The 24,971-nt window shown below is 74.9% G+C and carries 17 protein-coding genes; 8 read left to right on the top strand and 9 right to left on the bottom strand.

Features of this window, described 5'->3' with window-relative positions:
* Nucleotides 1–53 precede the first annotated feature (53 nt).
* The 5 genes from WME85_RS12750 (at nucleotide 54) to WME85_RS12770 (ending at nucleotide 4,596) form a co-directional block, all read left to right on the top strand.
* Entirely contained in the window at nucleotides 54–740 is a 687-nt protein-coding gene (locus WME85_RS12750; protein ID WP_061619168.1) for a response regulator transcription factor, read from the top strand.
* On the top strand, nucleotides 737–2,104 hold the full coding sequence (locus WME85_RS12755) for an ATP-binding protein (RefSeq protein ID WP_437838052.1): 1,368 nt from the start codon (nucleotides 737–739) through the stop codon (nucleotides 2,102–2,104). Before WME85_RS12750 ends, WME85_RS12755 begins: the two co-directional genes overlap by 4 nt.
* A 114-nt stretch (nucleotides 2,105–2,218) precedes the next feature.
* Nucleotides 2,219–2,593, top strand: a complete 375-nt coding sequence (locus tag WME85_RS12760; protein WP_437838054.1) for a response regulator — start codon at nucleotides 2,219–2,221, stop codon at nucleotides 2,591–2,593.
* A 108-nt stretch (nucleotides 2,594–2,701) separates the two neighbouring features.
* Complete coding sequence (locus WME85_RS12765; RefSeq protein WP_437838056.1) at nucleotides 2,702–3,832, top strand: hypothetical protein; 1,131 nt, start codon at nucleotides 2,702–2,704, stop codon at nucleotides 3,830–3,832.
* A gap of 287 nt (nucleotides 3,833–4,119) precedes the next feature.
* On the top strand, nucleotides 4,120–4,596 hold the full coding sequence (locus WME85_RS12770) for a hypothetical protein (RefSeq protein WP_437838058.1): 477 nt from the start codon (nucleotides 4,120–4,122) through the stop codon (nucleotides 4,594–4,596).
* Between the two features lie 21 nt (nucleotides 4,597–4,617).
* On the opposite strand, the gene WME85_RS12775 is transcribed toward WME85_RS12770, so the two are convergent.
* From WME85_RS12775 to WME85_RS12800, 6 genes are all read right to left on the bottom strand, one after another.
* Complete coding sequence (locus WME85_RS12775) at nucleotides 4,618–5,592, bottom strand: hypothetical protein (RefSeq protein ID WP_437838060.1); 975 nt, start codon at nucleotides 5,590–5,592, stop codon at nucleotides 4,618–4,620.
* On the bottom strand, nucleotides 5,589–8,198 hold the full coding sequence (locus WME85_RS12780; protein WP_437838061.1) for a Kelch repeat-containing protein: 2,610 nt from the start codon (nucleotides 8,196–8,198) through the stop codon (nucleotides 5,589–5,591). The genes WME85_RS12775 and WME85_RS12780 overlap by 4 nt, the downstream gene beginning before the upstream one ends.
* Before the next feature lie 5 nt (nucleotides 8,199–8,203).
* A complete protein-coding gene (locus WME85_RS12785) occupies nucleotides 8,204–9,790 on the bottom strand; it encodes a serine/threonine-protein kinase (protein WP_437838063.1) in 1,587 nt (528 codons plus the stop codon).
* 164 nt (nucleotides 9,791–9,954) lie between these two features.
* Nucleotides 9,955–10,998, bottom strand: coding sequence for a diacylglycerol/lipid kinase family protein (locus tag WME85_RS12790; protein ID WP_437838065.1), 1,044 nt, complete (start codon nucleotides 10,996–10,998; stop codon nucleotides 9,955–9,957).
* The gene (locus WME85_RS12795; protein WP_437838067.1) at nucleotides 10,999–12,195 is read right to left on the bottom strand and encodes a hypothetical protein; all 1,197 of its coding nucleotides are present in this window, start codon (nucleotides 12,193–12,195) and stop codon (nucleotides 10,999–11,001) included.
* 144 nt (nucleotides 12,196–12,339) lie between these two features.
* Nucleotides 12,340–13,659 carry a hypothetical protein gene (locus WME85_RS12800; RefSeq protein WP_437838069.1) on the bottom strand — a complete coding sequence of 440 codons (1,320 nt, stop codon included), beginning with the start codon at nucleotides 13,657–13,659 and terminating at the stop codon, nucleotides 12,340–12,342.
* 367 nt (nucleotides 13,660–14,026) lie between these two features.
* On the opposite strand from WME85_RS12800, the gene WME85_RS12805 reads away from it, so the two are divergent.
* The 3 genes from WME85_RS12805 (at nucleotide 14,027) to WME85_RS12815 (ending at nucleotide 18,737) form a co-directional block, all read left to right on the top strand.
* Entirely contained in the window at nucleotides 14,027–15,340 is a 1,314-nt protein-coding gene (locus WME85_RS12805) for an MFS transporter (protein WP_437838071.1), read from the top strand.
* Between the two features lie 209 nt (nucleotides 15,341–15,549).
* A complete protein-coding gene (locus WME85_RS12810) occupies nucleotides 15,550–17,157 on the top strand; it encodes a M16 family metallopeptidase (RefSeq protein ID WP_437838073.1) in 1,608 nt (535 codons plus the stop codon).
* Nucleotides 17,154–18,737: a M16 family metallopeptidase gene (locus tag WME85_RS12815; protein WP_437838075.1), complete on the top strand. Its 1,584-nt coding sequence runs from the start codon at nucleotides 17,154–17,156 to the stop codon at nucleotides 18,735–18,737. The genes WME85_RS12810 and WME85_RS12815 overlap by 4 nt, the downstream gene beginning before the upstream one ends.
* A 70-nt stretch (nucleotides 18,738–18,807) precedes the next feature.
* Here the strand turns inward: WME85_RS12815 and WME85_RS12820 are convergent, their stop codons facing one another.
* From WME85_RS12820 to WME85_RS12830, 3 genes are all read right to left on the bottom strand, one after another.
* Complete coding sequence (locus WME85_RS12820; protein WP_437838077.1) at nucleotides 18,808–19,437, bottom strand: hypothetical protein; 630 nt, start codon at nucleotides 19,435–19,437, stop codon at nucleotides 18,808–18,810.
* A 45-nt stretch (nucleotides 19,438–19,482) separates the two neighbouring features.
* The gene (locus WME85_RS12825) at nucleotides 19,483–21,054 is read right to left on the bottom strand and encodes a DUF6600 domain-containing protein (protein WP_437838079.1); all 1,572 of its coding nucleotides are present in this window, start codon (nucleotides 21,052–21,054) and stop codon (nucleotides 19,483–19,485) included.
* 234 nt (nucleotides 21,055–21,288) lie between these two features.
* Nucleotides 21,289–24,900 carry an MFS transporter gene (locus WME85_RS12830; RefSeq protein WP_437838081.1) on the bottom strand — a complete coding sequence of 1,204 codons (3,612 nt, stop codon included), beginning with the start codon at nucleotides 24,898–24,900 and terminating at the stop codon, nucleotides 21,289–21,291.
* Nucleotides 24,901–24,971 lie beyond the last annotated feature (71 nt).

Consider the following 24,971-nt stretch of genomic DNA (forward strand, 5'->3'; position numbering starts at 1 on the left):
AGACAGGCGAGGCGGCGGCAGCGCGCTGCCGCCCCGCCCACCCGGGTGAACCCATGGCGCTGCGGCTCCTGCTCATCGACGACGACACCAGGCTCCACGGCTTGCTCGCGAGCTACCTCGAGCAGAACGGGTTCACGGTGACCGTCGCGAGCGACGGCGCGCGCGGCCTCGCCGCCCTCGCCGCGGGCACCTTCGACGCCGTCCTGCTCGACGTGATGATGCCCGGCATGGACGGCATCGAGGTCGTGCGCCGCATCCGGCAGAAGAGCTCGATGCCGATCCTCATGCTCACCGCGCGCGGCGACGAGGCCGATCGCGTGGTCGGGCTCGAGATCGGCGCCGACGACTACATCGCGAAGCCGTTCAGCCCGCGCGAGCTGCTCGCGCGCCTCCGGGCCGTGCTCCGGCGCGCCACGCCCGACGCCGCCGGCGAGCGGATCGTGGCCGGCGACATCGCGATCGACGTGCCCGGCCGCGTGGTCACCGTGGCCGGCAAGCCCGCGGATCTCACCGGCATCGAGTTCGACATCCTCGTCGCCCTCGCGCGGCGCGCCGGCCGCGTCGTCGCCCGCGAGGCGCTCCTCGAAGAGGCCGGCCGCGGCGACGTCAACGTCGGCGGGCGGACGGTCGACGTGCACATCTCGCACCTGCGGCAGAAGCTCGCCGACGACCCCCGGTCGCCGAAGCTCATCAAGACGGTGCGCGGGGTCGGCTACGTGCTGGCCAAGGACCGCGCGTGAACCGCTACCGCTCCTGGCTCTTCGAGAACGGGAGGAAGGTCTCGCTCGGCCGCTTCGTGAACGCGCGGCTGCACCGCCGGATCTTCATGTGGTTCGGCGCGACCATCCTGATCACCGCGGTCGCCGCGATCGCGACGACCGGGGCCATCAACCGCGTCGGCAACTCCGGCTGGCGGCGCGAGCACGCCCGCGCCCAGTCCTTCGTCGACCACCAGTTCCAGCGGGTCTGGGGCGACCCCGTGGCCCGCGACGCCCTCGCCCGCGTGATCGCCGAGGACTTCGACACCGACCTGGAGCTCCTCGACGCGACCGGGCGGCGGCTCGCGCGGTACGGCCAGCCCTGCCGGGCGCAGGTCATGGTCGCCCAGATTCGCGACGATGCCGGTCCGCTCGGCACCGTGCTCCTCTGCCCCGGGCGCGGCCGCTCGGGCGCGTCGCTCCGCTTCGCCCTGCCCCTGCTCGCGGTGGCCATCGTCGTGTGGGCGGCCTCCGGTCTCATCTCGCGCCGCCTCGCCCGCCCGCTCGTCGATCTGGCCCACGTCGCGCACGAGATCGGGAGCGGCAAGCTGTCGAGCCGCGTCCGGCTCGATCGCCACGGCCACGGCGAGGTCAGCGTGGTCGCCGAGGCGGTCAACGACATGGCCGCGCGCATCGAGCGCCAGATCGCCGATCAGCGGGAGCTCCTGGCCGCCGTGTCGCACGAGCTCCGCACGCCGCTCGCGCGGATCCGCCTGCTCACCGAGATGGCCCGCGGGGACGGCGCGCCGAGCGCGCCGGTGCTCGACGACCTCGACCGCGAGGTCATGGAGATCGACGCGCTCGTCGGCGACCTCTTGGCCAGCTCGCGCCTCGATTTCGCGGCCCTCACCGTGACCCGCCTCGATCCGGCCGAGACGGCGATCCGCGCGCTCGAGCGCGCCGGGCTGGATCCGACGCTGCTCGAGGTCGCCGAAGGGACGCCGGCGTTCGAGGCGGACGCGACGCTGCTCGCGCGCGCCCTCGCCAACCTGATCGAGAACGCGCGCGCGCACGCGGGTGGGGCCGAGCGGCTGCGGGTCCGTCCTGGCGGTCAGCGCAGCATCGTCTTCGAGGTCGAGGACCGCGGGCCCGGGTTCGCTGATGGGGAAGAGACGCGCATCTTCGAGCCGTTCTTCCGGCGCGAGAGGGCGCAAGGGGGCGAGAGCGGCGCCGAGCGCGGCTCGCTCGGCCTCGGCCTGACGCTGTGCAAGCGCATCGCCGAGGCGCACGGCGGCCGCGCGTTCGCCGAGCGCCGCGAGGGCGGCGGGGCTCGCGTGGGCATCGAGCTCGCGCTGCGCCCGCCGGCCGGCGACGCGCGCCCCGAGGGCGCTCCTCGCCGCGCCTAGGGCCTGGGCCCCCAGGTGACGACGTGACGACCGGTCGCGAGGAGGAGCTGCGCGGGGGGCGTTCCCGCTTGACCGCCTGACGGTGCGGGTGCGACCCTCCGTGGGCTCGCGACCATGCGAATCCTTCTCTGCGAAGATCAGGACGCGATCCGCCGCATGATCGAGGCGCTGGTCGGCGCGAGCGGCCATGAGGTCGTCGGCGTCGGCACCGGGCCCGAGGCGGTGGAGCGCGCCTTGACCGAGCCGTTCGACGTGCTGCTGCTCGACCTGATGCTCCCCGGGAGCATGGACGGCTTCGAGGTCTGCGCGCGCCTCCGCGCCGATCCCGGCACCGCCAGCCTGCCGATCGTCGTGATCAGCGCCCTCGACGACCCCGATGCGCGCGCCCGCGCGGAGCGGCTCGGCGCGACCGCCTACTACGCGAAGCCGTTCCGGCCCCTCGAGCTCCTGGAGCTCATCGGCGGCCTCAAGCCAGCGCGGCGGGGCTGAGGCAGGAGCGCCGCGGGGGCGGGCGGCCGGCCGGCGCAAGAGGGCGCTGGAACATGGCGCGGGTTTTGGCTACACCCCGCCGTCATGCACACTCGGTGGCGCGGGGTTATGGCTTCGACGCTCGCGGCGGTCGCCCTGACGGGGCTCGTCGCGGGCTGCGACGGAGATAAGAGCAAGGCGCAGGTCACCGTCGACGCGGGCGCGCTCGACGCCGGCCCGCCGCAGCCGGTGCTCGGGGGCAAGCTCGGCGAGGAGCTCGCCGCGGCGGCGTCGGGCAGCCCCGAGGCGCGGCCGGCGCCCGGCGGCGCGACGGACGGCCCGCCGGAGAACGGCGTGTTCTCGTCGGCCGCCGCGGCCGCCGCGCTCCCGAAGGACATGCCTTACAAGATCGAGGTCGTCGACGCTGGCAGCGAGCCGAGGGCCAGGCTCGCGGCGAAGATCGACCCGAAATCCGAGCAAAAGGTCGCGATCACGCTCGGGCTGCGCATGGGCGGGCCGCAGGGGCTGCCGAACCTCGAGCTCGGCGTGAGCCTCAAGGCGGAGAAGCCGGCCGACAAGCCCAAGGAGGGCGCGGAAGCGCCCGCGGCGGGCGCGGCGCCGACGAAGGTGCTCGCGAAGGTCACGTCGGCGACCCTCGCGTCGATGTCGGTCGGCGGCCCGCCGAAGGAGCTCGCGGACGCGCTGGCGAAGCTGAAGGGGAGCTCGCTGCGCTACGACCTCTCGCCGGCGAACGTGGTCAGCAATCAGAAGATCGAGCTGGCCAAGGACGCGGATCCCGGGCTCCAGCCGCTGGTTGGCGCGCTCGGGGAGGCGATCGCGCTCGTCACGCCGCCGCTCCCGGACAAGCCGCTCGGCCCCGGGGCGTACTGGATGGTCACCGACCGCGCCGTGGCGTCGGGCGCGCAGCTGCCGGTGCTGCGGTACCGCGTGTTCAAGATCGAGAAGGTGGAGGGCGATCTCGTCTCGCTCAGCGTGGACACGCGTCAGTACGCGGAAGGGGCCGACCTCAAGCTGCCCGGGCCGAACGGGGACGTCACGCTGACGATCGACCGGCTCGAGTCCTCCGGCAAGGCCACGCTCACCTGGTCGCCCTCGAGCTTCGCGCCGGGCACCGCGGACGCCTCGCAGCGGCTCCAGGCGCTGCTGGTGCCGCCCGGCGCCGCGGGCCAGCAGAACGCCCAGCGCAGCGTGGCCCAGGTGGAGCTCACCGCGAAGTTCGCCGCGCCCGCAGCGCAGTAGCGCCGGGGCCGCGCGAGCGGCGGGCGGGCGCGGCGGCGGCGCAGCCCCGTGCGCGCGGCGCGCCGGCGCTGCTGCGCTGGCCCGCGCGCTCCGTGGCGCGTGCGTGCGTCGTGGTCGCTGCCCCTCGAGCCGGGAGACCCTGGGATCCGCGACGCGCCCTGCGGTGGCGCGGCGGTGCAGCGGGCGTTGGCTAATCCCGTGCATGAGCGCCCGTGCGGGGAGGCGTGACAGCTGTCCGACCGGGCTGACAGCGGCGGTCGAGCAGGCAGAGGCACGGTGCGGGCGGCATGACGTACGGGTGCGAGCGGAACATGCGCGGGTGCAGCCTCGAGGCTTACCTCAAGGAGCCAGGGCTCACCGAGGGACAGCGGCGGCGGCTCCGGCTGTTCCAGACGGTGGAGGGGGCCGTGAGCGACCGCGTGGAAGAGCTGTGCACGTGCAGCGCGGTCGAGGTGACGGACGCGGCGATCCTCGTCGTGTCCCCGGCGGCGCGCCGCCTGCTCTTCGCCAGCGCCGCGTCCGGCAGCGCGCATCCGCCGGGCGCGAGCATCATCCTCGGCCATCGAGCGCGGCTGCACGAGTTCCTTCACACCGTGCTGCCGCCCGCGGACGAGGCGCCGCTCGACCCCTACGCCGACCTGCTCGCGCCGTCTCCGCCCCAGTGCGTCCGCGTGCTCATCCTCGACGAGGACTCGCTCACGGTCCTGAACTACGGCGCCTTCGTCGTGGTGAGCCTCGACCGCAGCGAGATGCCGAAGGCGTAGCGGCGCGCCCCGCGCGGCAGGTCAGAAGCGCAGCGTCAGGCCGCGCGGGCCGAGGGCGGCGCGCGGCGGGGCTTGCCTGTCCGGCGCGCTGGCGGCGCCGCGGTCGAGGAGCAGCACCAGCACGCCGGCGCCGGCGGCGACGAGGCCGGCGCCCGCGATGATGTCGCCCGCGAGCGCCTGGGAGCGCGCGGCGTCGGCCGCTTCGCCGTCCCGCGTCGGCGCGTCCGACGCGCTCGCGACCCCGAGGAGCCCGATGGCCGCGCCGGCCGCGACCGTGGTGAGCCCGCCGGCGATCAGCGCGATCGGCACGACGCGGCTCGGCGCGTCGTCGGGCGCGGGGCTCGAGGCGGCGCTCACCGGAGCGCTCACCGTGAGCGCCCGCGGCCCGGCGGCCGCCGAGGCGGCCTCTCGTTCCAGGCTCAGCACGACGAGCACGCGGCTCCCCGGCGCCGCGGCGACGCTCCGCCGCACCTCGCGGTAGCCCGGCGCGCTCACGGAGAGCGTGTGGTTGCCCGGGTTGAGCGGCCGCGGTCGATCGAGCGCCGCCGCGGGCACGACGCCGCCGTCGAGCTTCACCACGAGCCCGGCCACGTCGCCCGGGGACAGCCTGAGCTCGAGCGCCGAGACCTGGCGCTCCAGGTCCTCCACTGCGTGCCGCGCGAGCCGCTCGTACTCCCGCGTCGCCGGCGCGGACGGCTCGACCAGGAAGGCGCGGAAGCTCTCCAGCGCCTCGACGAGCTGCCCCGTCTGCTGCTGCGCCACCCCGAGGCTGTAGAGCGTGATCGGCGCGCGCTTGATCGCGAGGGAGCGCTCGTACCGCTCCCGCGCCTGCTCCCAGCGGCCCTGCTTGGCGAACTCGGAGCCCTCGATGAAGATCTCGCGCGCCACCGCGACGTCGGCCGCGCTCTGCGCGGCGGCCGGCGCGGAGAACAGCGCCGCCGCCGCGACGAGGAGCGCGAGGGGGCCCGCGAGCGCTCGCGATCGCCGCGGCGTCATGGCCTGAACCGCTCCCCGTCGGGCGTGAGCGCGAACCCGTCGAACCCGGACCACAGGATGAGCTCGGTCCCGGTCCAGACCCCCACGCCGTAGCCGTGCTGCCTCGCGGCGGGCGACATTTCCGCGGCCCAGCCGGCCGACGGGTCGTACAGCTGCCCGTCTCTCCTGAACATCGCGCCGCTCCGCCCGCCTGCGATGAGCGCGCGCGTCCCGGTCCAGCCAGTCCAGCCGGTGCGCCGCTCGCTGCGGCTGCGCCGCGACGGGTGGCCCGCGTTCTCGATGCGGAGCCACGTGCCGGTCGCCGGATCGTAGCTCGCGCCGTCCTCGAGGGCGTCGCCGCCCGCGTTCTGGCCACCCCAGACGAGCAGCTGGCTGCCCATCCAGACCGCGAAGGCGTCCTGCCGCGCGCTCGGCGCGCCCGCGCTGGGCAGCGTCCGCCATGCGTCGGTCGTGGGGTTGTACGCGTGCCCCTCGCTCGTCGGCTCGCCGTCGGCCTGCCCTCCGAACAGGTAGAGCTCCGTGCCCGACCAGGCCCACGCGACGCCGGCGCGCGCCGGAGCCGCGCCGGCGCTCGCGGCCGGCGTCCACGCGTCCGTGAGCGGGTCGTACAGCGCGCCGCCGGCCACCGGGGCGCCGGCCGCGGAGCCGCCCCAGATCAGCAGGCGCGTCCCCGTCCAGACGGCGATCGGCGCCAGCCGCGCGGCGGGGGCGTTCGTGGCGCTCATGGCGCGCCAGGTCCGCGCCGCGGGGTCGTACGCGGCGCCGGTCGACAGGCCCGACGTGCCCCCGGACGGGCCGCCGCCCCACACGAGCACCCGGGAGCCGGTCCACACCGCGGAGGCGAGCACGCGCGGCGAGGGGGCGCCCTCGCGGCCGAGCGACGACCACACGTCGCGCGCCGGATCGTAGAGCGCCCCGTCGTCCACGTCCCCGACCGCCGTGCGGCCGCCCCACACGAAGAGCGCGCTCCCGATCCAGGTCCCCGCGGCCATCTGTCGCGACGCGGGCGCGCCCGTCTTCGTCATGACGACCCAGGCGGGCGTGCACGCGCCGTCGCGGCACTCGCGCCCGCTCAGGCACGCGTTCCCGCACGCGCCGCAGTGATCGGTCGAGCCCAGGCTGACGCACGCCCCGTCGCAGGCCACGAGGCCGGTGGCGCAGGGCGGGAGGCAGGCGCCGCCGGAGCAGATCTCGTCGCCGTTGCAGTCGGCGCTGGTGCAGCACTGGCTGCACGCGACGAGGCTGCAGCACTGCTGTCCGGCGGCGCAGCCCGTGCTCCGGCACATCGTGCCGCCCTCGGCGCACACGTCCGTGGTGCAGCCGTCGCCGTCCGAGCAGTCATCGTCCGAGCAGCAGGCGCGGCACGCGTCGCCGCAGTCGTGCGGCGTGAACCCCTCGCAAGCGCACGCGCCGGCGACGCACGCGGCGCCCGGCTTGCAAGCGACGCCGCACGCGCCGCAGTGCTGCGGATCCCGGGCGATCTCGGACTCGCAGCCCGGGGCGGCCGGGTCGCAGTCGGCGAAGCCGTCGTCGCAGGCCAGCGCACCCGCGGCGCAGTGCTGGTGCGGCCCCGCCGCGACGCCGCACGCGCCGCAGTGGCTCGAGCTGGTCTGCATGTCGACGCACGAGAAGCCGCACGTGGTGAGCCCCGGGGCGCACGAGGCGGCGCACGTCCTCCCGTCGCAGTACGGCGTCGCCGGGGCGCACCGCGCGCCGCAGGCGCCGCAGGTCGCCGGGTCGGTGTTGACGGACTCGCAGCCGGGCACGTCGTCGCAGTCGAGGAGCCCGGCCGCGCACGCGCAGCCGCCGCCCGGGTCGCAGGTCGCGCCGGGGGCGCAGGCGTCGCCGCAGCCCCTGCAGTCCTCGATCGTGCCGAGCGCGGCCTCGCAGCCGTCGTCGGGCGAGCCGTTGCACTCGGCGTACCCCGGCTTGCACGCGCACGCGCCCGCGCTGCACTCCATGTTCGGCCCGCAGGTGACGCCGCAGGCGCCGCAGTGCGCCGGGTTCGAGGAGCCGTCGATCTCGCACCCCGTGTCGTCGAGGTCGTCGCAGTCGAGGAGCGGCGGCGCGCAGGCGCACCGCCCCGCGGCGCAGACGGCGCCGGATGGGCACCGGAGGGCGCACCCGCCGCAGCGCTCGGGGTCGCTGGTGAGGTCGACCTCGCAGCCGTTCGTGACGATGTTCCCGTCGCAGTTGTCGAAGCCGAAGACGCACTCGGACGAGCAGTGGCCGCCAACGCAGAGCGTGTTCAGGCACGCGTCGCCGCACGCGCCGCAGTGCGACGGGTCGTTCAGCACGTCGGTGCACGCCCCGCCGCAGCACGACTCCCCGTCGCCGCAGGCGGCGCCGCACGCGCCGCAGTGCTGCGCGTCCTGGCTCAGATCGACGCACGTCCCGCCGCAGCAGGCGCCCGCCGGGCAATCCGGCGCGCAGCCGCCCCCGGAGCTCGTCGCGCCGGCCTCGGACGGCTTGTCGGAGAGGGCGCTGTCCGCGAGCAGCGAGCAGGCGCCGGTGAGCACGGCCAGCACGAGCAGCAGCGGCCAGCGCCCGCCGAGCGTGGCCTCGCGATGTCGCCTCTCGCGCGTGGAGCTCGGCTGCGGGGGCATCGCCTTCAGAAGTTCGGCCGGGCCGGGACCGGCAGGGCGGCGCCAGGAGTCTTCGAGCTCGCCCGCGCCGGCGCGATCCGGCGCGCGCCGGCGGGCCGGGGAGGCGCCGCGGCCTGCTGCTGGCCGGCGCCCGCGGCGCCGCCGTCCGCCGGGCCGCGGCGGGGATCGCTGGCCGCGGGCTGCTGTCCGTCGGGCTGCACGCCGGCGGCGCGGCCCTCGCGGGCGGTGCGGTCCTCGCCGGCCGCGCGGCCCTCGCCCCCGGCGCCCTGATCGAGCGGCGTGCCCCGCGGCTCCGCGGGCCGCGCCGCCGGCGACGACGCGGCGCCGCTGTCCGGCGAGCCCGAGGTGCGCAGGGAGACGAGCGCGAGGCCGAGCGCGCCGATCACCGCGATCGCCGCCAGCGCGACGAGCGCGAGCAGCCACCGCCTCGCGGCCGGGCGCGCGGCGTCCCTTGGCGCGGCGTCCTTTTGCACGAGCGTCTCGTGGTCGGCGCCGCTCCTCGAAGCCCGTGTGGCCGGCCTGTCCGAGAGGGGCCGCTGCCCGCCGTCGCTCAGCCAGTGCGTGGCGATCGACGTCCCGGTCACGTCCTCCTCGACGCCGTTCTCGGTCGCCCACCGCGCGAGCGCCACGCCCATGTCGCGCATGGTCCGCCAGCGATCGGAGCGCTCCTTCGCGAGCCCGCGCTCGATGATCCTCCACAGCGTCGCGTCGCCGACGCCGAGCTCCATGATCGGCGGCGCGTCCTTGACGAGGATCGCCGCCACGAGGTCGTGGTAGTTGCCGCCCTGGAACGGCCGCTGGCCCGTGATCGTCTCGTAGAGCACCACGGAGAAGGCCCAGATGTCGGTCTGCCCGTCGACGTCGGTGATGCCGCGCGCCTGCTCGGGCGACATGTAGTCGGGGCTGCCGAGCACCGTGCCCGCCTTGGTCACGTCGCCGCCCGCGGTCTCGCTCCACACCTTCGCGATGCCGAAGTCGACGATCTTGGGGGTGACGTCGCCGCGGTCGTTCTTCACGAGGAAGATGTTCTCGGGCTTGAGATCGCGGTGGACGATCTTGCGATCGTGCGCCGCGGCGAGGGCGCTCGCGATGGGCAGGAGGATGCGGAGCGCGGCCGCGGGCGAGAAGCGCTTCCTGCGCTCGATCGCCTCGACCAGCTGCTCTCCGCGGAGGACCTCCATCACGATGTACGGGTCGAAGTGATCGGACTCCCCGAAGTCGAGCACCCGGACGATCGAGGGGTGGTCGATCCGCGCGGCGGCGCGCGCCTCCTGCTGGAGGCGCAGGCCCGCCTCGGTCGAGTTGACCTCGCGCCGGATGAACTTGATCGCGACGTCGATGTGCAGGACGTCGTTGCGGGCCAGCCACACCATGCCCATGCCGCCTTCGCCGAGGACGTAGCGCAGCCGGTATTTGCCGCCGATGACGTCGCCTTCGCGGTAGATGCGCCGCGTCGACCTGCTCGGGCCGAGCGACGGCGCGATGGCCGCGGGAGGAACCGACAGGAACGACAGCTCGTCCGACTCCGCGGCGCTCGAGTCGGGGGCGATCGAGCGCGGGAACGCCGCAGAAGAAGGGGAGGAGCGGCTCACGCCCTCAGCCCGCAGAGTCGAGCCCGTCGATGAGGCGGGCGCGGAGGTTGAGCGCGGCGACATGGAGCGAGCGTATTCTAACGTTGCCCGCTCCCCACAGCCATGGTCTCGCGCGGCATCGAGCGACGCGGAGCCGCGCGGTCACCGTGTGGCCAGCGTGCTCGTCAGCGCGCTCGTCCGCGCATGAATGCGCGACCACGCGCGCCCTCGCCCGGACCGTACACGTCGTGCGGCGTGCGACGATCACCGACAGGGCGATGGCCGGACTTGTGTTCCACGAGGATCTTTACGCGGGGGCCGATCCGCACCGTGAGGGGGCCCACGTGCTCATGGACGTCGCCGTCGCACACGTAGCGGACCACGCCTGACCGGGCCTCGAGCACGGCGCGCCGCGCGATCTTCTCGAACGTGTGCGCCTCGCCCATCGGCTGCGCTCGCCAGATGTCGCGCAGCTTCCTGACGAAGCCGAGCGCGGTGGTGTGGATGCCCAGCATGTGGAAGCTCTCCGGGCGCTCGTCGTAGCGGTGGAACGGACGGAACCCGAGGCCGATCTGGTCCACGGTGCCGGCCGCGACGGCGAGGTAGTCGCGGTCCGGGAACGACGATCCGTCCTCGAAGTGGACGCGGCCCTCCCAGCGCGCGGCGACCTGGGTGTCGGTCTTGAGGAGCACGGCGGCGCTCGCGCGGGCGAGGACCTTCGCGGCCCAGATCGCGCTCCGCTCCTCGCTGCGGTTGTACTCGGCGATGAACCCGTGGACGCAGCCGGTGCCGAAGATGAAGCCGTAGTGGGCGCCGATGTGCATCACGTGGCGCTCGATCCAGCGCAGCGGGTCCCGGCCGCGATCGGTGTAGCGGGCGATGAGCCCGGCGAGCAGGCCGTCGGGGCGCCCGCGCGGGACGCCGACGGCGTTGGCCACGGTGTTCATCGTCCCGCCGCGCAGGAACGCGATCGGCGGCAGCGGCTCGTCCTCGTAGACGTCGAGGAAGCCGGTGATGGTGACGTGGTTCGTGCCGTCGCCGCCCGAGATGCCGAGCACGTCGATGTCGAGCTTCCTGAAGTCCTCCGCGATCCGGGCGAGGTCCTCCCGGGTGCGCGCGGTGCGGACGACGCCGTGGTCGCCGAGGGTGCGCGCGAGCCGGACGGCGGCGCGGGGGTCGCTCAGGTTCTGGCGCGAGCGGGGGTTGATGATGACGCCGATGCCGCCCATCTAGCGCCGCCCTTTCGGCGTCTTCCACCGCGGGTTGACGTGGACCCGCATGATGTCCGCCATCAGGCCGAGGTGGGCGCAGTGGTCGGGCTTGTCGTCGCCGGTGTACCCGCGGAGGTGGAAGCCGCCGCGGTCGTAGCGCTGGATCATGTCGAGGCCGAGCACGTCGCGGCGGGAAGAGCCCCGCGGCTTGCCCCGCAGCTGCTGCACGATGTAGTTCGCCGTCTCCGCGGTGGACGCGTAGCCGGGCGGCAGGATGGAGGAGTGGCTCATGAACATGAACGCCTCGCCCGCCGCGGCGCGCTTGGCGAACGCGATGAACGGCTCGATCTGCGCGACCTTGAGCTTGTGCTGCTGCTCGTCGGCGTACCCCGCGTGGAGCGAGTCGAGCAGCACCAGCGCGTCGACGCGCTTGCCGGCCGGCTGCCGCAGGATCTGCTCGATGGCGCCGTACCCCGCGCTCCACGACGAGAGGCCGAGCTTGCGGATGTAGGCCTTCTTCTTGCCGGTCTTCTTCGCGACCGCGCGCTCGATGCTGTCGAGCAGGTTCTCGAAGACGTACGGCGCCGAGAACGCGCTGGAGTAGGCGCCCGAGCCGATCCCGAGGTCGATGCCGACGAGGACGGCGCCCTCGGCCGTCTTCACGAACTCCTTCCGGAGCGCCTCGTGGCCGTGGAAATGGATGATGACGTCGAAGCCGCCGCGCTTCGTGACCCCGCCCCGGTGGGGCATGATCATCTGCCCGATCGACGGCGCGCGGGACCACGGGTCGTAGACGCCCCAGCCCGGGTCGGGCGTCATGCACGGGTTGATGTCGCCGCGGCGCTTCTTCGACGGGGTGGCGCGGCTGCTCGTCGCCCCCGGCCTGTCGCGCCGCGCCGGGCCGCGCTCGGCGCGATCGGCCGCGTCGGCGGCAGCGCCGCCCGCGCCGCCCGCGCCGGTCGCCGCCGCGCCAGCGCCGGCGGCGCCGTCCGTCGCCGGCGCGCCGGCGGCCTGCTGAGGGCCCTCGGCCTGCGCGGGGCCATCGGCCTGCGGCGCGCCGGCCGGGGGGGCCGCAGGCGCTGCGGGCGGAGGCGCCGGCGGGGCGGTGCTGTCCTGCGCCGCTGCAGGGGGCGCGGCGAGCCACCAGGTGGCGGCAAGCAACGAGAGGAGCGCCCAGTGCCCGGAGGGCCGGCGGGCCTGCAGAGGATGTCTCATGTCGGGTTGGCCTCCATTCCATGGAACGGCGTGCGGATCGAGCGCTGGGTGCAAGGGGGGCGCCTCCGCGCGGGGCGCCGCGACGCCGCGCGGGAGCTCGGCGGCGGCGCGGGGGGCTGGCGGGGCTCCCGGCGCCGGCCGGTGTCACCCGGGCGGCGGCTTCCCCGGGGTGAGGGCGGTGCCCGCGTCGGCGGCGGCGAGGATGCGCTCCTCGGCCTGCGAGGCGAGCTTCTCGACCGCCGCGGCGGCGTCGGCGGGGGGCAGCGAGCGGAGGAACTGGATGAACTCCGGCTCGAGGCCCGGCTTCACGCCGCTCAGGGCGAGCACGATCGGGATGGCGGGCTTCTCGACCTCGGCGAGCTCCGTGGCGCGGGCGCGCCAGCGGCTCGCGCCGATGGCGAGCCGGAAGGCCCACTGCGCGCCGAGGCCGATGAGGAGGCCGGCCATGACGCCGGCGACGAAGAGATCGGCGTCCTTCGGGGCGAGGAGCGCGGCGGAGAGCCCGCCGATGGCCGCGCCGATCACGATGCCGGGCTCGCCGCTGTTGTGCGCGGCCGCGGTCTTCAGGATCTCCGCGGCCTGCATCCCCGGGCGCCCGCTGCGCACCGCGTCGCGCAGCGGCAGCAGGGTGGCGAGGCGGCGCATCGAGGCGGCGCGCACGCCGAGGTAGCTGATGAGCAGGGCGCAGACGGTCAGCCCGACGCCGACGCTCACGGCCACGCGCCGCGAGAAGACCCCCTGCGGCAGCGGCTCGCGGACCATCGCGGTGTTGGCGCGCTCCCGGTCGCGCTCGGCGGTGGCCTTGAACGCGGCCTCGGCGTCCTTCGTCGCCTGCGCGACCTTGTCGGCGGGGATCTCGGCGAGCAGCGAGAGCAGCTGCTTCGCCGCCTCGAACTGCTCGGCCTCGGCGGCGCCGGGCGGCGCGATCGCGGCCGCCTTGGCGATGGCGTCCCAGGCGGGGATCGCGCTCACCCGCGCCCCCAGGACCGCGTCCGTCGCCTCGCGGCAGCCCGCCAGGATCTTGGCTTGCTTGTAGAGCGGCTGGGCGGAGGCCCACGCGAGCTGCTTGTCAGGCTCCTTGGGCTTCGGCGGCGGGAGCGTGTTCCGCAGCGTGCGCGTCCTCGTGACGGGCGTCTCGCCCGGGCCGCGCGTGCCGCGCGTGTCGACCGCGTCGAGCTGCTTGATCGCGCCAGGCTTCTCGGCCGGATCGGGCATGCGCGCCGATTTCGCGAGCTTCTTGAACACCTCGATCTCGGAGATCAGCTTCTCGCCGGCGAGGGCGCACGCGCGCGCGGGGGTGATGCGGGCCTCGGAGTCCTCCGCCTGGCGCCGCGCGCCCGGGTCCGGGACGAGCCTGCCCTCCACGGTGACGAGCCGGAGGACCGCCGCGGCGATGCACAGGACGAGGATGGCCGAGGCGATGAAGGTGGCGCGGACCTCCTCGCGCCGGGTGTACTCGTTCACGCTCGCTCCCTCGGAAAGACCGGAGATGGGCAGGGCGGCTGCCAGATCGGCGCGAGGGCGGCGCGCGCGAGCGCGGCCGCACGGCCGAGCCGCCACGGGGCACCGCGATCGGCGTCGCGACCGTTACGGCAGGGGGACACCGAAGGAGCGCGAGCCCGTCGCATGCAGTTCACCGTTAAACCAGATGGCGGACCGATACCACAGCGTCGCTCGCGATGGGGTCCGCAGCGCCCTCGCCGCGACGTCCGCGCTGTCGGGCGCCATGGTCCGCGCTTTCCAGCTCCCTGGAACTTGCTCTGCCCCGGGGCGCTGCGTGTAAAGGTGCGAAGAGGGCGCGAAGAGAGCGCGAAGAGGGCGCGAAGAAGGCGTGGAGGCTGCCGTCACATCCCACAAGTCCGTCGAACCTGCGGTCCCGGCGCCCGCCGCGCTGCCCGAGCAGCGGGCGGAGGCCGCGGGGCGCGACGCCGCCACCGCGGGGGCGCCCGGCGCGGCCGCGCGCGGGGCGAGCCGGGGTCTGTGGATCTCGTCCACCTACTTCGCCGAGGGGCTGCCCTACGCGATCGCGCACAAGGTGGCGGGGGAGTTCTTCACGGCGGCGGGGGCGAGCCTGGAGATCATCGGGCTCGTGTCGCTCTACGGGCTCCCGTGGAACCTCAAGTTCCTGTGGAGCCCGCTGGTCGACCTGCACGGCAGCTCGCGGCGCTGGCTCGTGGGGGCCGAGATCGCGCTCGCGGTGATCCTCCTCGGGCTCGCCGCGGCGGCGGACAGCGGCGCGCTCGGGCTCGTCGCGGCGCTGTTCGGGCTGGTCGCCGTCGCGGCGGCGACGCACGACATCGCGGTCGACGGCTTCTATCTGCAGGCGCTCGACAAGGACGCGCAGGCGGCCTTCTCCGGGCTGCGCGTCGGGGCCTACCGGCTCGCGCTGCTCGCGGGCGCGCTGCTCGTCGCGTTCGCGGGGTGGGCGTCCTTCGGCGCTTCCTTCGCCGTCGCGGCGATCGGGCTCGCGCTGCTCGCGGGCGCGCACGGCGTGGGGCTGCCGCGCCCGGCCGCCGTCGCGCGGCCCGAGGCAGCGCCCGGCGCCGCCGCCGGGCTGCGGCGCTACGCCGAGCCGTTCCGCGCGTTCCTCCGGCAGCCCGGGATCGCGTCGAGCCTCGCGTTCATCCTCTGTTACCGGGCGGGCGACGCGCTCATGTTCGCGATGTCGTCGCCGCTGCTCAAGAGCCTCGGCCTGGACACGGCGGCGCGAGGCAACGTGGGAGGGGTCGGGACGGTGGCGTCGATCGCCGGCTCGACGCTCGGCGGCGTGCTCATCAAGCGGTGGGGCCTGGCGCGGACCATCTTCCCCATCGCGCTCATGCAGAGCCTGGCGATCCTGCTCTACGTGGCGCTGGCGTGGTCGCAGCCGGCGCTGCCGTGGATCGTGGCGCTCGTCACGCTCGAGCAGCTCGTCGCCGGGGTGGGCACGGCGGTGCTCGTCGTGTTCCTGATGCGGCGCTGCGTGGACGGGTACAAGTCGTCGCATTTCGCGATCGGGTCCGCGCTCATGTCGGTCTCCGCGACGTTCGCCGGCAGCGTGAGCGGGTACCTGGCCGCCCGCGTGGGGTTCACCGCGTTCTTCGCGATCGCCTTCGCGGCGTCGCTGCCGGGGGTCGTCCTGTCGCGCTGGGTGCCGCGGGACTAGGCTGGGGCGCCCGGGAGGCGCGAGGGATGCCAGCGGAGACCGTTTCCGGTGGCTCGAGGGCAGCCGAGCAGCCCGGGGGAGACCGTTTCCGGTGGCTCGGAGGCAGCCGAGCAGGGAGGCGCTGACCCCGCTGAAGCGGATCTTCGCGGTGTCGCCCGTTTGGTCGAGCCCGCTTGCGTCCCGCTCGCGGCGGGCGCAACGCTCGGCCCATGCAAACCCGCGCGAGTCACCCGCCGCTCCCGCGCTCCGCCCGACCGATCCTGGCGGCCGTGGTGGCGGCCTTCTCTGTTTCCGGCCCCGCGGCCGCGACGGCAGCGCCGCCCGAGGCCACGCCCGCGGCACCGAAGACCGCGCCGCCGGCGTCCACGCCGGCGGCAGCCGCAGCGCCGAAGGCCGCGCGCGCGGCGGCCGCGCCGGCGTCGCCCGCGGCCGCAGCGCCGAAGGCCGCCCCCGCTTCGCCCGCGGCCCCGAAGGCCGCCCCGGAAGCGCCGCCCGCCGCCTCTCCCCCGCCGAAGCTCGACGTCCCCTTCACCAAGTACGCCCTCAAGAACGGCCTCACCGTGATCCTCCACGAGGACCACGCCCTCCCGATCGTCGCCTTGAACCTCATGGTCAAGGTCGGCTCGCGGTTCGAGGAGCCCGGGCGCACCGGCTTCGCGCACCTCTTCGAGCACCTCATGTTCATGGGCACGCGCCGCGTCCCCACGAAGCAGTTCGACGCGTGGATGGAGGCCGAGGGCGGCTGGAACAACGCCTGGACGAGCGAGGACCGCACCGCGTACCACGAGGTGGCGCCGGCCCACGCGCTGCCGCTCCTGCTCTGGCTCGAGGCCGATCGGTTCGCGTCGCTCGCGGACAGCATGGACGCCGCGAAGCTCAACGCGCAGCGCGACGTCGTGCGGAACGAGCGCCGCCAGACGAGCGAGAACGAGCCCTACGGCAAGGTCGAGCTCCTCATGCCCTCGCTGCTCTACCCGCAGGGACACCCGTACCATCACCCGGTCATCGGCTCGCACGAGGACCTCCAGGCCGCGACGGTCGGCGACGTGACGGCGTTCTTCCGGCGGTGGTACGTGCCGAACAACGTCTCCCTCGTCGTCGCCGGCGACTTCGATCCGCAGCGGGCGCGCGACGTCATCGAGCGGTACTTCGGCGGCATCCCGGGGCAGCCGGTCCCCGCCGCGACCGCTCCGGCGCCGGTGAAGCTCAAGGGCGTCGTGCGGGAGACGATCGAGGACAACGTGAACCTGCCCAAGGTGGTGATGGCCTGGCACAGCCCCGCGCGCTTCGCGCCCGGCGACGCCGAGCTCGATCTGCTCGCCACCGTGCTCGAGCAGGGCAAGGCCAGCCGCCTCTACAAGGCGCTCGTCTACGACAAGGAGCTCGCCCAGGAGGTGAGCGCGGCGCAGGGCTCCGGCGACCTCGCCTCGACGTTCACCGTCGAGGCGATCGCGCGGCCGGGCGTGCCGCTCGAGAAGCTCGAGGCCGCCATCGACGCCGAGCTGGCGAGGCTGCGCGACGCCAGGGTGAGCCGCGAGGAGCTCGACCGGGCCAAGAACCAGTACGAGACCGCCTTCGTGACCGCCCTCGAGTCGGTCGCCGGGCGGGCCTCGATGCTCAACCGGTACGAGACGTGGACGGGCCAGCCCGGGTTCGTCGAGCAGGATCTGAAGCGCTACCGCGACGTGACCGCGGAGTCGCTGCAGGCCCAGGCGAAGAGCACGCTGGACCCGGACGCGCGGGTGATCCTGCGCGTCGTGCCGAAGGGAAGCGGCGAGACGAAGAAGGACGAGACGAAGAAGGCGGTGATGAAATGAGAGCGAGGCACGCAGGTGCGATCATCGCGATGCTCGCCGGCGCGCTCGGCTGCGGGCCGAAGACGCCGGCGCAGCCGCCCGCCCCGGCCGAGGCGCCGCGCCCCGCGGCCCAGGCGGCCGCCGCGCAGCCGGCGGATCCGATCGGGCCCAAGCCGGAGCTGCCCGAGCCGCGGCCGTTCACGCCGCCGGCGCCGGTGGTGCTCGACGGGCCGAACGGCGCGAAGGTGTGGCTGCTCGAGCGCCACACGCTCCCGATCGTGTCCGTATCCATCGCCGTCTCGTCGGGATCGGCGGACGATCCGCGGGGCGCGGCGGGGCTCGCCCACATCACGGCGGACATGCTCGACGAGGGCGCGGGGCAGCGGAACGCGGTGGAGCTGTCCAGCGCGATCAACGACCTCGGCGCGACGCTCTCGGTGGGGGCGCGCGCCGACGGGAGCGTCGCGTCGCTCTCCGTGCTGAAGAAGAACTTCGCGAAGGCGTTCGCCATCCTGGCCGACGTCGTCGCGCGCCCGCGGCTCGAGGCCAGGGAGTGGCAGCGCGTCAGCGCGCTCTGGCAGAACGACCTCAGGAAGCGCGGCGACGATCCGACGCGGGTCTCGTCGCTCGTCTCGTCGGCGGCGCTCTTCGGGCCGGGGACGCCGTACGGGCACCCGGTCGAGGGCCTGCTCGCGGACGCCAGGTCGATCGGGCTGCCGGCCGTGAAGGCGTTCTACAAGTCGGCGTGGCGCCCCGACCGCGCGGTGATCGCCGTGGTCGGCGACATCACCCGGGACGAGCTGATGCAGGCGGTCTCGCGCGACCTCGGCGCATGGTCGGCCACGGGCGCGCCGGCGAGCGCCGCGTCATCCGCGAAGGGCGCGCCGGCAAGCGGCGCGCCCGGCGCGAAGGGCGCGCCGGCAAGCGCCGCGCCCGCGGCGCCGTCCTGGCGGCCGCCGCGGCTCGTGCTCGTCGACCGCCCGGGCGCGCCGCAGTCGGTGATCGCGGTCGTGCGGGAGGGGGTCGCCGCGAGCGACCCGCGGCGGCCGCTGCTCCAGCTCATCAACACAGCGCTCGGCGGCTCGTTCACGTCGCGCCTGAACCAGAACCTGCGCGAGGACCACGGGTGGTCCTACGGCGCCGCGTCGGCGTTCAACGAGACGCGGCAGCCAGGCGCGTTCGTGGCGCGGGCGTCCGTGGTCACCGAGGCGACCGGACCCGCTTTGAAGGAGATGCTGGGCGAGCTCGCCAGGATGGCGGACTCCGGCCTGACCCGCGACGAGCTGGCAAAGGTGCAGGCGCAGGACCGGGCGGACCTCGTCTCGGCCTACGAGACAGCGAACCGCACCGCCCTCCGCTTCGGGACGCTGGCGCGGCTCGCGCTGCCGGAGACGTTCGACGCCGCGGCGAGCCAGGCGCGACAGAAGGCGACGCTCGCAGGCCTCGCGGAGCTCGCGAGGGCGGTCGACCCGAAGGGGGCGACCATCGTGGTCGTCGGGCCGCGGCAGGAGATCTTGCCGCAGCTCCAGGCGATCGGCCTCGGCGAGCCGGAGGCCTGGGACGTCGAGGGGCAGCCGATCCAGCCGAGCAAGGCGCCCTGAGCGGCGCTCGTCCGCGCCGGGCGCTCCTCCTGCCGCGCGGGCGGCGGGAGGAGCGGCCGCCGTCGCGCCGTCAGGGCTCGGTCGGCTCGAAGTCGAGCGGGTTGCTGGGCGCGCCCTCGTGCAGGACGCCGTCGCCGAACCAGTAGACGAAGCGAGGCTCCTGGGCGCCGTCGAGGTAGGCCTCCAGCCGGACGACGGCGCCCTTCGTCGTGGTGAACGTCATCGCGTCGATGTCCGCGCCGGTCTCGGCGTGGAAGTACGCGATGCCCTCGTCGACGAGGCGCGTGGCGTCCGTCTTTTCGAGGTCGCTCCCCACGATGTCGAACAGCTCGGACGACGTGTCCACGGAGGCGTAGAGGTCGAAGCTGCAGACGACCTTGGACTGGTTCGTGTCGCAGGTCGTCCAGAGCTTCCACGTCCCGCCGGCCGTGTACTCGACGAAGATGCCGACACCTTCGCCCGGCTCGCTGTTCAGCACAGCGTCCGTGTCGATGGAGACGAGCATCGGGTCGTTCGTGGGAGGCGGCGGGCTGTCGTTGTCCCCGTCGTCCTCATCGTCCCAGTCGTCATGGTGGTGGCCGTGATCGCGGCCGTCCTCGTCGACGATGATGCAGCCGCCCATGGCGAGGGGGGCGGCGACGAGGAGGAACGACCACAGCCCGAGTGAACGATGCTTCACAAAGTCAGCGGAGAACGTCATCGGATCTGCTCCTGCTCGTGGGCGTCGCAAGACGCGGGCCAAGCGCTACCTCGATCGCGGGCGACCCGGCCCCGGCGCCGCCCTCCCCGGGGCCGGGCCCGAGGGGATGTGGATCCTGGGGCGTGACGGGGCAGACGGCGCGCTCGGGAGCGCCCGCGGCCTCGCGGCCGGCGCGCTGATCTGCGGCGCCGGCGCGGCCTGCGGCGACGGCCTGGTCGCCGGCGTCGGGTCCGACGTCGACCGGTGCGGGGTGGCGCGGGGCGTGCCGACGACGCGCGGCGTGGGCGCGGCGTGCGGCGTGCCGACGACGCGCGGCGTGGGCGCGGCGTGCGGCGTGCCGACGACGCGCGGCTCCGGGGCCATCCGCGGCTCGGGGGAAGGCGAAGGGGGCGCGGCGGTCGCCCTCGAGGAGCGGTGCGGCTCGCTCGCGCCGGCGCGGGGCAGGGCGCCGGACAGGCCCCGCGACGGAATGGCAGGCCTGGCGACAGGGGCCGGAGCATCGCCGTCGACTGACCTCGGGGTGCGCAGCGAGGGCGCCGCGCGCCGGTCGCCCACCGCGGGGGCCGGGGGCGCCGCCAGACGGCGCGACGACGGAGGCCCGAGGCGCGCGCCAGGCGACGTGCTCTTGCGCGCGTAGGCGAGGGCGCGCGGATCCGGCCTGCCGCGGAGCTTCGGCGCGGCCGAGGAGGGGACGCCAGCCTCGGCGAGCGAGGGCGACGCCGGGCGGTAGCTGCCCGGGCGGATCCCGTGCGGCGAGCTCGGGCGACCCGCGCCGCCCGAGCGGGCGTCGCCGCGCCCCGGGCTGCCCACGGTCGGCCGCGCCGGCCTGTACGGGTGCGAGTGCGAAGCGATGCGCCGGACGACCTCGCGATCGCGGATCACGTGCGTGTGCACGTGGCGGTGGAACACGTGCGTCGTCGGGCAGAAGACGTACGCCGCCGGAGGAACGGTCCACAGCGAGACCGCGACGCCGCCGCTCCAGTAATAGGTGGGCGGCATCGGGGCCCAGCCGACATAGCCGTAGTCGCCGACGCGCCAGACGACCCACGCGGGGGCGTACACGCGCCCCGGGATCCAGGCCCAGCCGTGGGCGGAGATCCAGACCCAGCGGCCATAGTGAAAGGGAATGTGGCCCCACTCGTAGTCGCTGACCCACATCCACTCGCCGTCGTCGGTCAGCGACCAGTGACCCGCGGTCTGGTAGGGCGCGAAATCGGGGCCGACAACGACCGCGGAAGGCACCCAGACCCGGCCGTAGCTCGGGTCGTCCACCCACGCGCCATACGCGGCGAGCGGCTCCTGGAACTCGACCAGGGCGCTCGGGTCGGTGTCCTCGTAATCGTCCACCGCGACCTCGGCGCTCACGCCGACCTCCACCTGGACCGGCTGGGTCTCGGGCGCCTGTGAAGCAGCGGTCTCACCGGCGGTGCGGGGGGCGTCGCTCGTGTAGCCCTGCGGCAGCCCCTGCGCCGCGGCGCTCGACGGCGCGGCGATCAGCGCGGCGAGCAGCGGCAGCGCGCCTCCGAGGCGGCGGAGCTTGGCCCTGGCAGAGGCCGGCGCCGCCGCGGGCGCAGGGAGCAAGCGGGAAGAGGACAGCGGAAGAGGCATCGGGAGCATGATGGGTCCTTCTGGAGGTGGATGCCAGGGAGAGGTCGGGCAGCTTCGGGCGCCTGAGGACATCTCTCGCTCGTCCTTCAGACGTGCCCCCGGGGCCGCGCATGGATGGCCCTCGAGGTCCATCGACGTCGTCCACGTCATTCCAACGCAAGCCATGCTCCTGTCCAATGCATCCAATGCAAGCCACGTTCCTGCGCGTCGGTGCGGTGTGCTACGCGGCGCGGCGCGCGGCGCTCAATCGAGGTCGCTGTCGTCGAGCGCCGGTGTCTCCCCGCCGCCAGCGGACGGCTCCTTCGCGAGCAGCGCGGGCGGCGGCTTCAGCGTCGGCGGCGGCTTCGGCAGCAGCGACAGCCGCGCGTGCGCGTCGGCCAGCTTGCGATCCGCCTCGCGCAGGCGCCGGTTCAGCACCCGGATCACCGCGTCGGCGATCTCGGCCGTCTCCCGCACCGCCTCGTGGAAGTCCTCGGCGGACACCCGGAGCAGCTCGGTGTCCTCGGTGACCACCGCGGTCGAGCCCCGCGGCTCGCTGTCGAACAGCGACATCTCGCCGAAGACATCGTGCGCGCCGAGGCGGGCGATCTCGCGCCCGTCGAGGGTGAGGCGCACCTCGCCCGAGATGATCGAGTAGAGCGCGCCGCCAGGCTCTCCCTGGCGAAAGACGACGTCGTCCCGGAGCAGCGAGACGACGAGCGAGCCGCGCGCCAGCGCCACGAGATCGTCGCCGGCCACGCGCGAGAAAAGCGGGACACGCTGGAGGAACAGGACCTTCTCGATCGTTGTGTACATCTCGTCCTCGGGGTCGATGCCGGTGCCGCCGGTGACCGCCCAGTATCGTGCGTAACGCGCCACCGCGGGATCGGCATCGGCCCGCAGGGCGCTCAGGCGCTCGTGGGCGCCCGGCGGGGACGTCACGGCGATCGCGATCGCGGCTGCCTCCCGGACGAGCGGGTCGGGATCGTGGGTGGCGGCGAGCGCGTCCGCGGCGGCGCCGGCGATCGCGTGCTGCGCGACCGCGTTGAGGGCGAGCGCGGCGCTGTAGGGCTCGCCACGGGCGAGCTCGCGGCGGAGCCAGGAGACGACGCCGGCCTCCGGCGGCATGGGCCGCCTGGGGAAGGCGGCGGAGAGCTCGAGCAGGCGGTCGACGAGGGAGACGAGGCGCTCGCGCAGCGGGCGATCGAGCAGCGACTCCAGCACCTCGAACGCGTTGGCCCGCAGCGCCGGGTCGGGGCCGAAGACGTGCGTGCGCACGAGGGCGACGACCTCGCGCGGGTAGGCGAGCTCGCACAGCCGGAGCACGCGGATGAGCCCCTTCCGCAGCCGCCGGAGCAGGTGCTGATCGAGCAGCGGGGACGCGACGCGGGGGCGCACCGCGATGTACGCCTCGCGCGTGCGGACGTGCTCGACCGTCTCGTCGTCGATGCAGGCCCGGATGACCCGGAGGGGGGCCGGCGGCGCGCGCAGCGAGAGGCGCAGGCGCGAGGCGGAAGCGAGCACCTTCTGGCGGAGGGCCTCGTCCGGGTGATCGATCTGGGCGAGCAGCGCGTCGAGCGCGCCCTGGCTGCAGAGCCGCGCGAGCACCCGCGGGATCGCGAGCCGCGCGGCGCGCGGGGTGCTGTCGTCGTTGAGGCGCGCCGCCAGCTCGGGGATCGCCGCGTCGCCGAGCGCCTCGATGGCCCGGGCGGCGGCCGACGCGAGGGCGTGCTCGGCGAGCGCGTCCGCCAGCAAGGGGAGCAGGCGCGGATCGGCGACGCTCGACGAGGCGCGCACGGCCGCGCGGCGCACCGCGGGGTCGGGGTCGCCGAGGAGGCGCGCGAGCGCGCGCTGGAGCGACGCGCGGCCGGCGAGGCCCAGGACGCGGGCGGCGGCGACGCGCTCGCGGGGGGACGGGCTCTCGAGGAGCGCGCGCAGCCGCGGCGCGCCCTCGAGCATGCCGTCGAGGCCGCAGTAGCGCAGGAGCGCGGCGATCGCGGCGATCCGGAGCTCCTCGTCGCGGGGCGCCTCGGCGGCGGCGGGCGCCGCCACCCCGCGCGCGGGGCTCTCGCCGGCCAGCGCGAGCAGCTCGTCGTGGGCGTCCTCCCGCAGCTGCGCGGCGAGGGCATCGACGGCGGCGACGCGCACGGCGGAGTTGCGGTCGTGGATCGCCGCGCGCGCGATGTCGGGGCCGGCCTCGTGCCCGAGCTCGGCCGCGAGGCGCACCGCGAGCGCGCGCACCCTGGCCGATCCGTGGCGCGCGAGCGCGGGGACGGCCTCGCGCACGAGGCCGGGGTCGAGCTGCCGGAGCTGGTCGACCGCGAAGAGCACCTGCGTCATGGCGCGGCTGTAGAGCGCCTCCGTGAGGATCGCGCGCGTCTGGGGGCCGTAGGCGACGCCGTCGGTGTCGATCTGGCGGCGCATCAGGGTGAGCCGCATGGCGTCGAAGTAGCCGCGCCGCACGATCGGGATGAGGGCGATGGTGGCGGCGCAGAGGGGGAGGGAGTACAGGCCGATCAGCGCGGCGTCGTCGACGAGCGCGGGGCCCTTCGCGGCGGCGGGCGCGAGGGCGAGCAGGACCAGCGCGCCGAGGCCGTAGCCGAGGGGCTTGGCGATCGCGGAGACGAGCGTCCGCACGCGCTCCCGGAGCGCCGGCGGGAACGGAAAGAAGAGCAGCTGCGTCGTCGCGTCGTAGATCGTGAACTGGAGCGCGTTGTCGCTCAGCTTGAGGATGGCGGCGAAGGCGAGCGAGGGGCTCGCGATCAGCGCGACGGTGCTCGCGGTGAACGCGGCCGGCATCGCCAGCAGCCCGCCGAGCACGCCGTGGCGCCGGAGGACCCACGGCGTCACGCCGAGCTGCACGACGAGGCCGAGCACGCCGACGGCGCCGTAGAGGAACGCCATGAACCGGGCGAGATCGTCGCGGTCCGGGTAGGCGGTGAGGGCGATCGCCTTGAACTGGTAGTCGCCGACCGTGAGGACGCCGAAGAGGACGAGGGTCAGGAGCGCGATCGCCAGCGCATAGCGCGATCGCCACAGCTCCATGCGCGGGAGGCGGGCCTGGAGGAGCGCTTCGGCGCCGGAGGGGGGCCGCTCCAGCGGGTGCCGCCGCTCGAGCACCATCGTGAGCGCGGCCATGCCGAGGAGCGCCGCGATGAGCACGAACAGCAGGTTCTCGGTGCCAATCCAGGTGACCGCGCCGCCGGTCGCGAAGCCGCAGGCGACCGTGCCGACCACGCGCCCGCTGCCGATCAGCCCGAAGAGGCGCTTGGCGCTGCGGGGGTCGTGCAGGTCCTGGGCGACGGCCCAGACGAGGACGCCGGTGAAGTTCGCGATGATCTCGGACCAGATGTAGAAGACGAGGTAGGCGGCGCGGACCTCCTGGCCGATGAGGACGCGCAGCGCCGCGAAGGTCACCGCGCCGAAGAGGGCGAAGGCGACGCACAGGCGGGCGCGCGGCAGGCGGCGGGCGACGCGGCCGTAGGCGAGCGCGGCGACCGCGGAGGCGGCGCCGTACACGAGCCACATCGGCGCGATCCAGGTGACGGGGAACCTGGTGAGGAAGAGCGCGTCGCGCGCCGAGCGGCCGACGACGAAGATGAGGGCGGCGAGGAAGAGGAGGCAGAAGAGCAGCGCGGTCCGGTGCAGCTCGACGCGGGTGAGGGCGACGCCGAGGACGGCGGTGTCCGTGCTGGGCGGGGCGACGCTCGGCGGCAGCCGGCTGGGCCGGTTCGAGGTCGGGCGCACCGACGGGGCTGGCCCGGGCGCAGGCGTGCTGCTCTTGCGGGTGTTGAGCTGCCCGGGGCGCACCTCCTCCGGCGCAGAGGCGCGCTCCTTCGCGCTCGGCTCCAGGGGAGCGGCGTCGGTCGGATCCACCGAGATCAACCTAGCCGAGCTTCGCTGAACGCGCGTGTATCGATGGCCACGCGGCTCGTCCGGCGGTGGCG

It is taken from the genome of Sorangium sp. So ce1153 (assembly GCF_051521595.1).
Classification (GTDB): domain Bacteria; phylum Myxococcota_A; class Polyangia; order Polyangiales; family Polyangiaceae; genus Sorangium.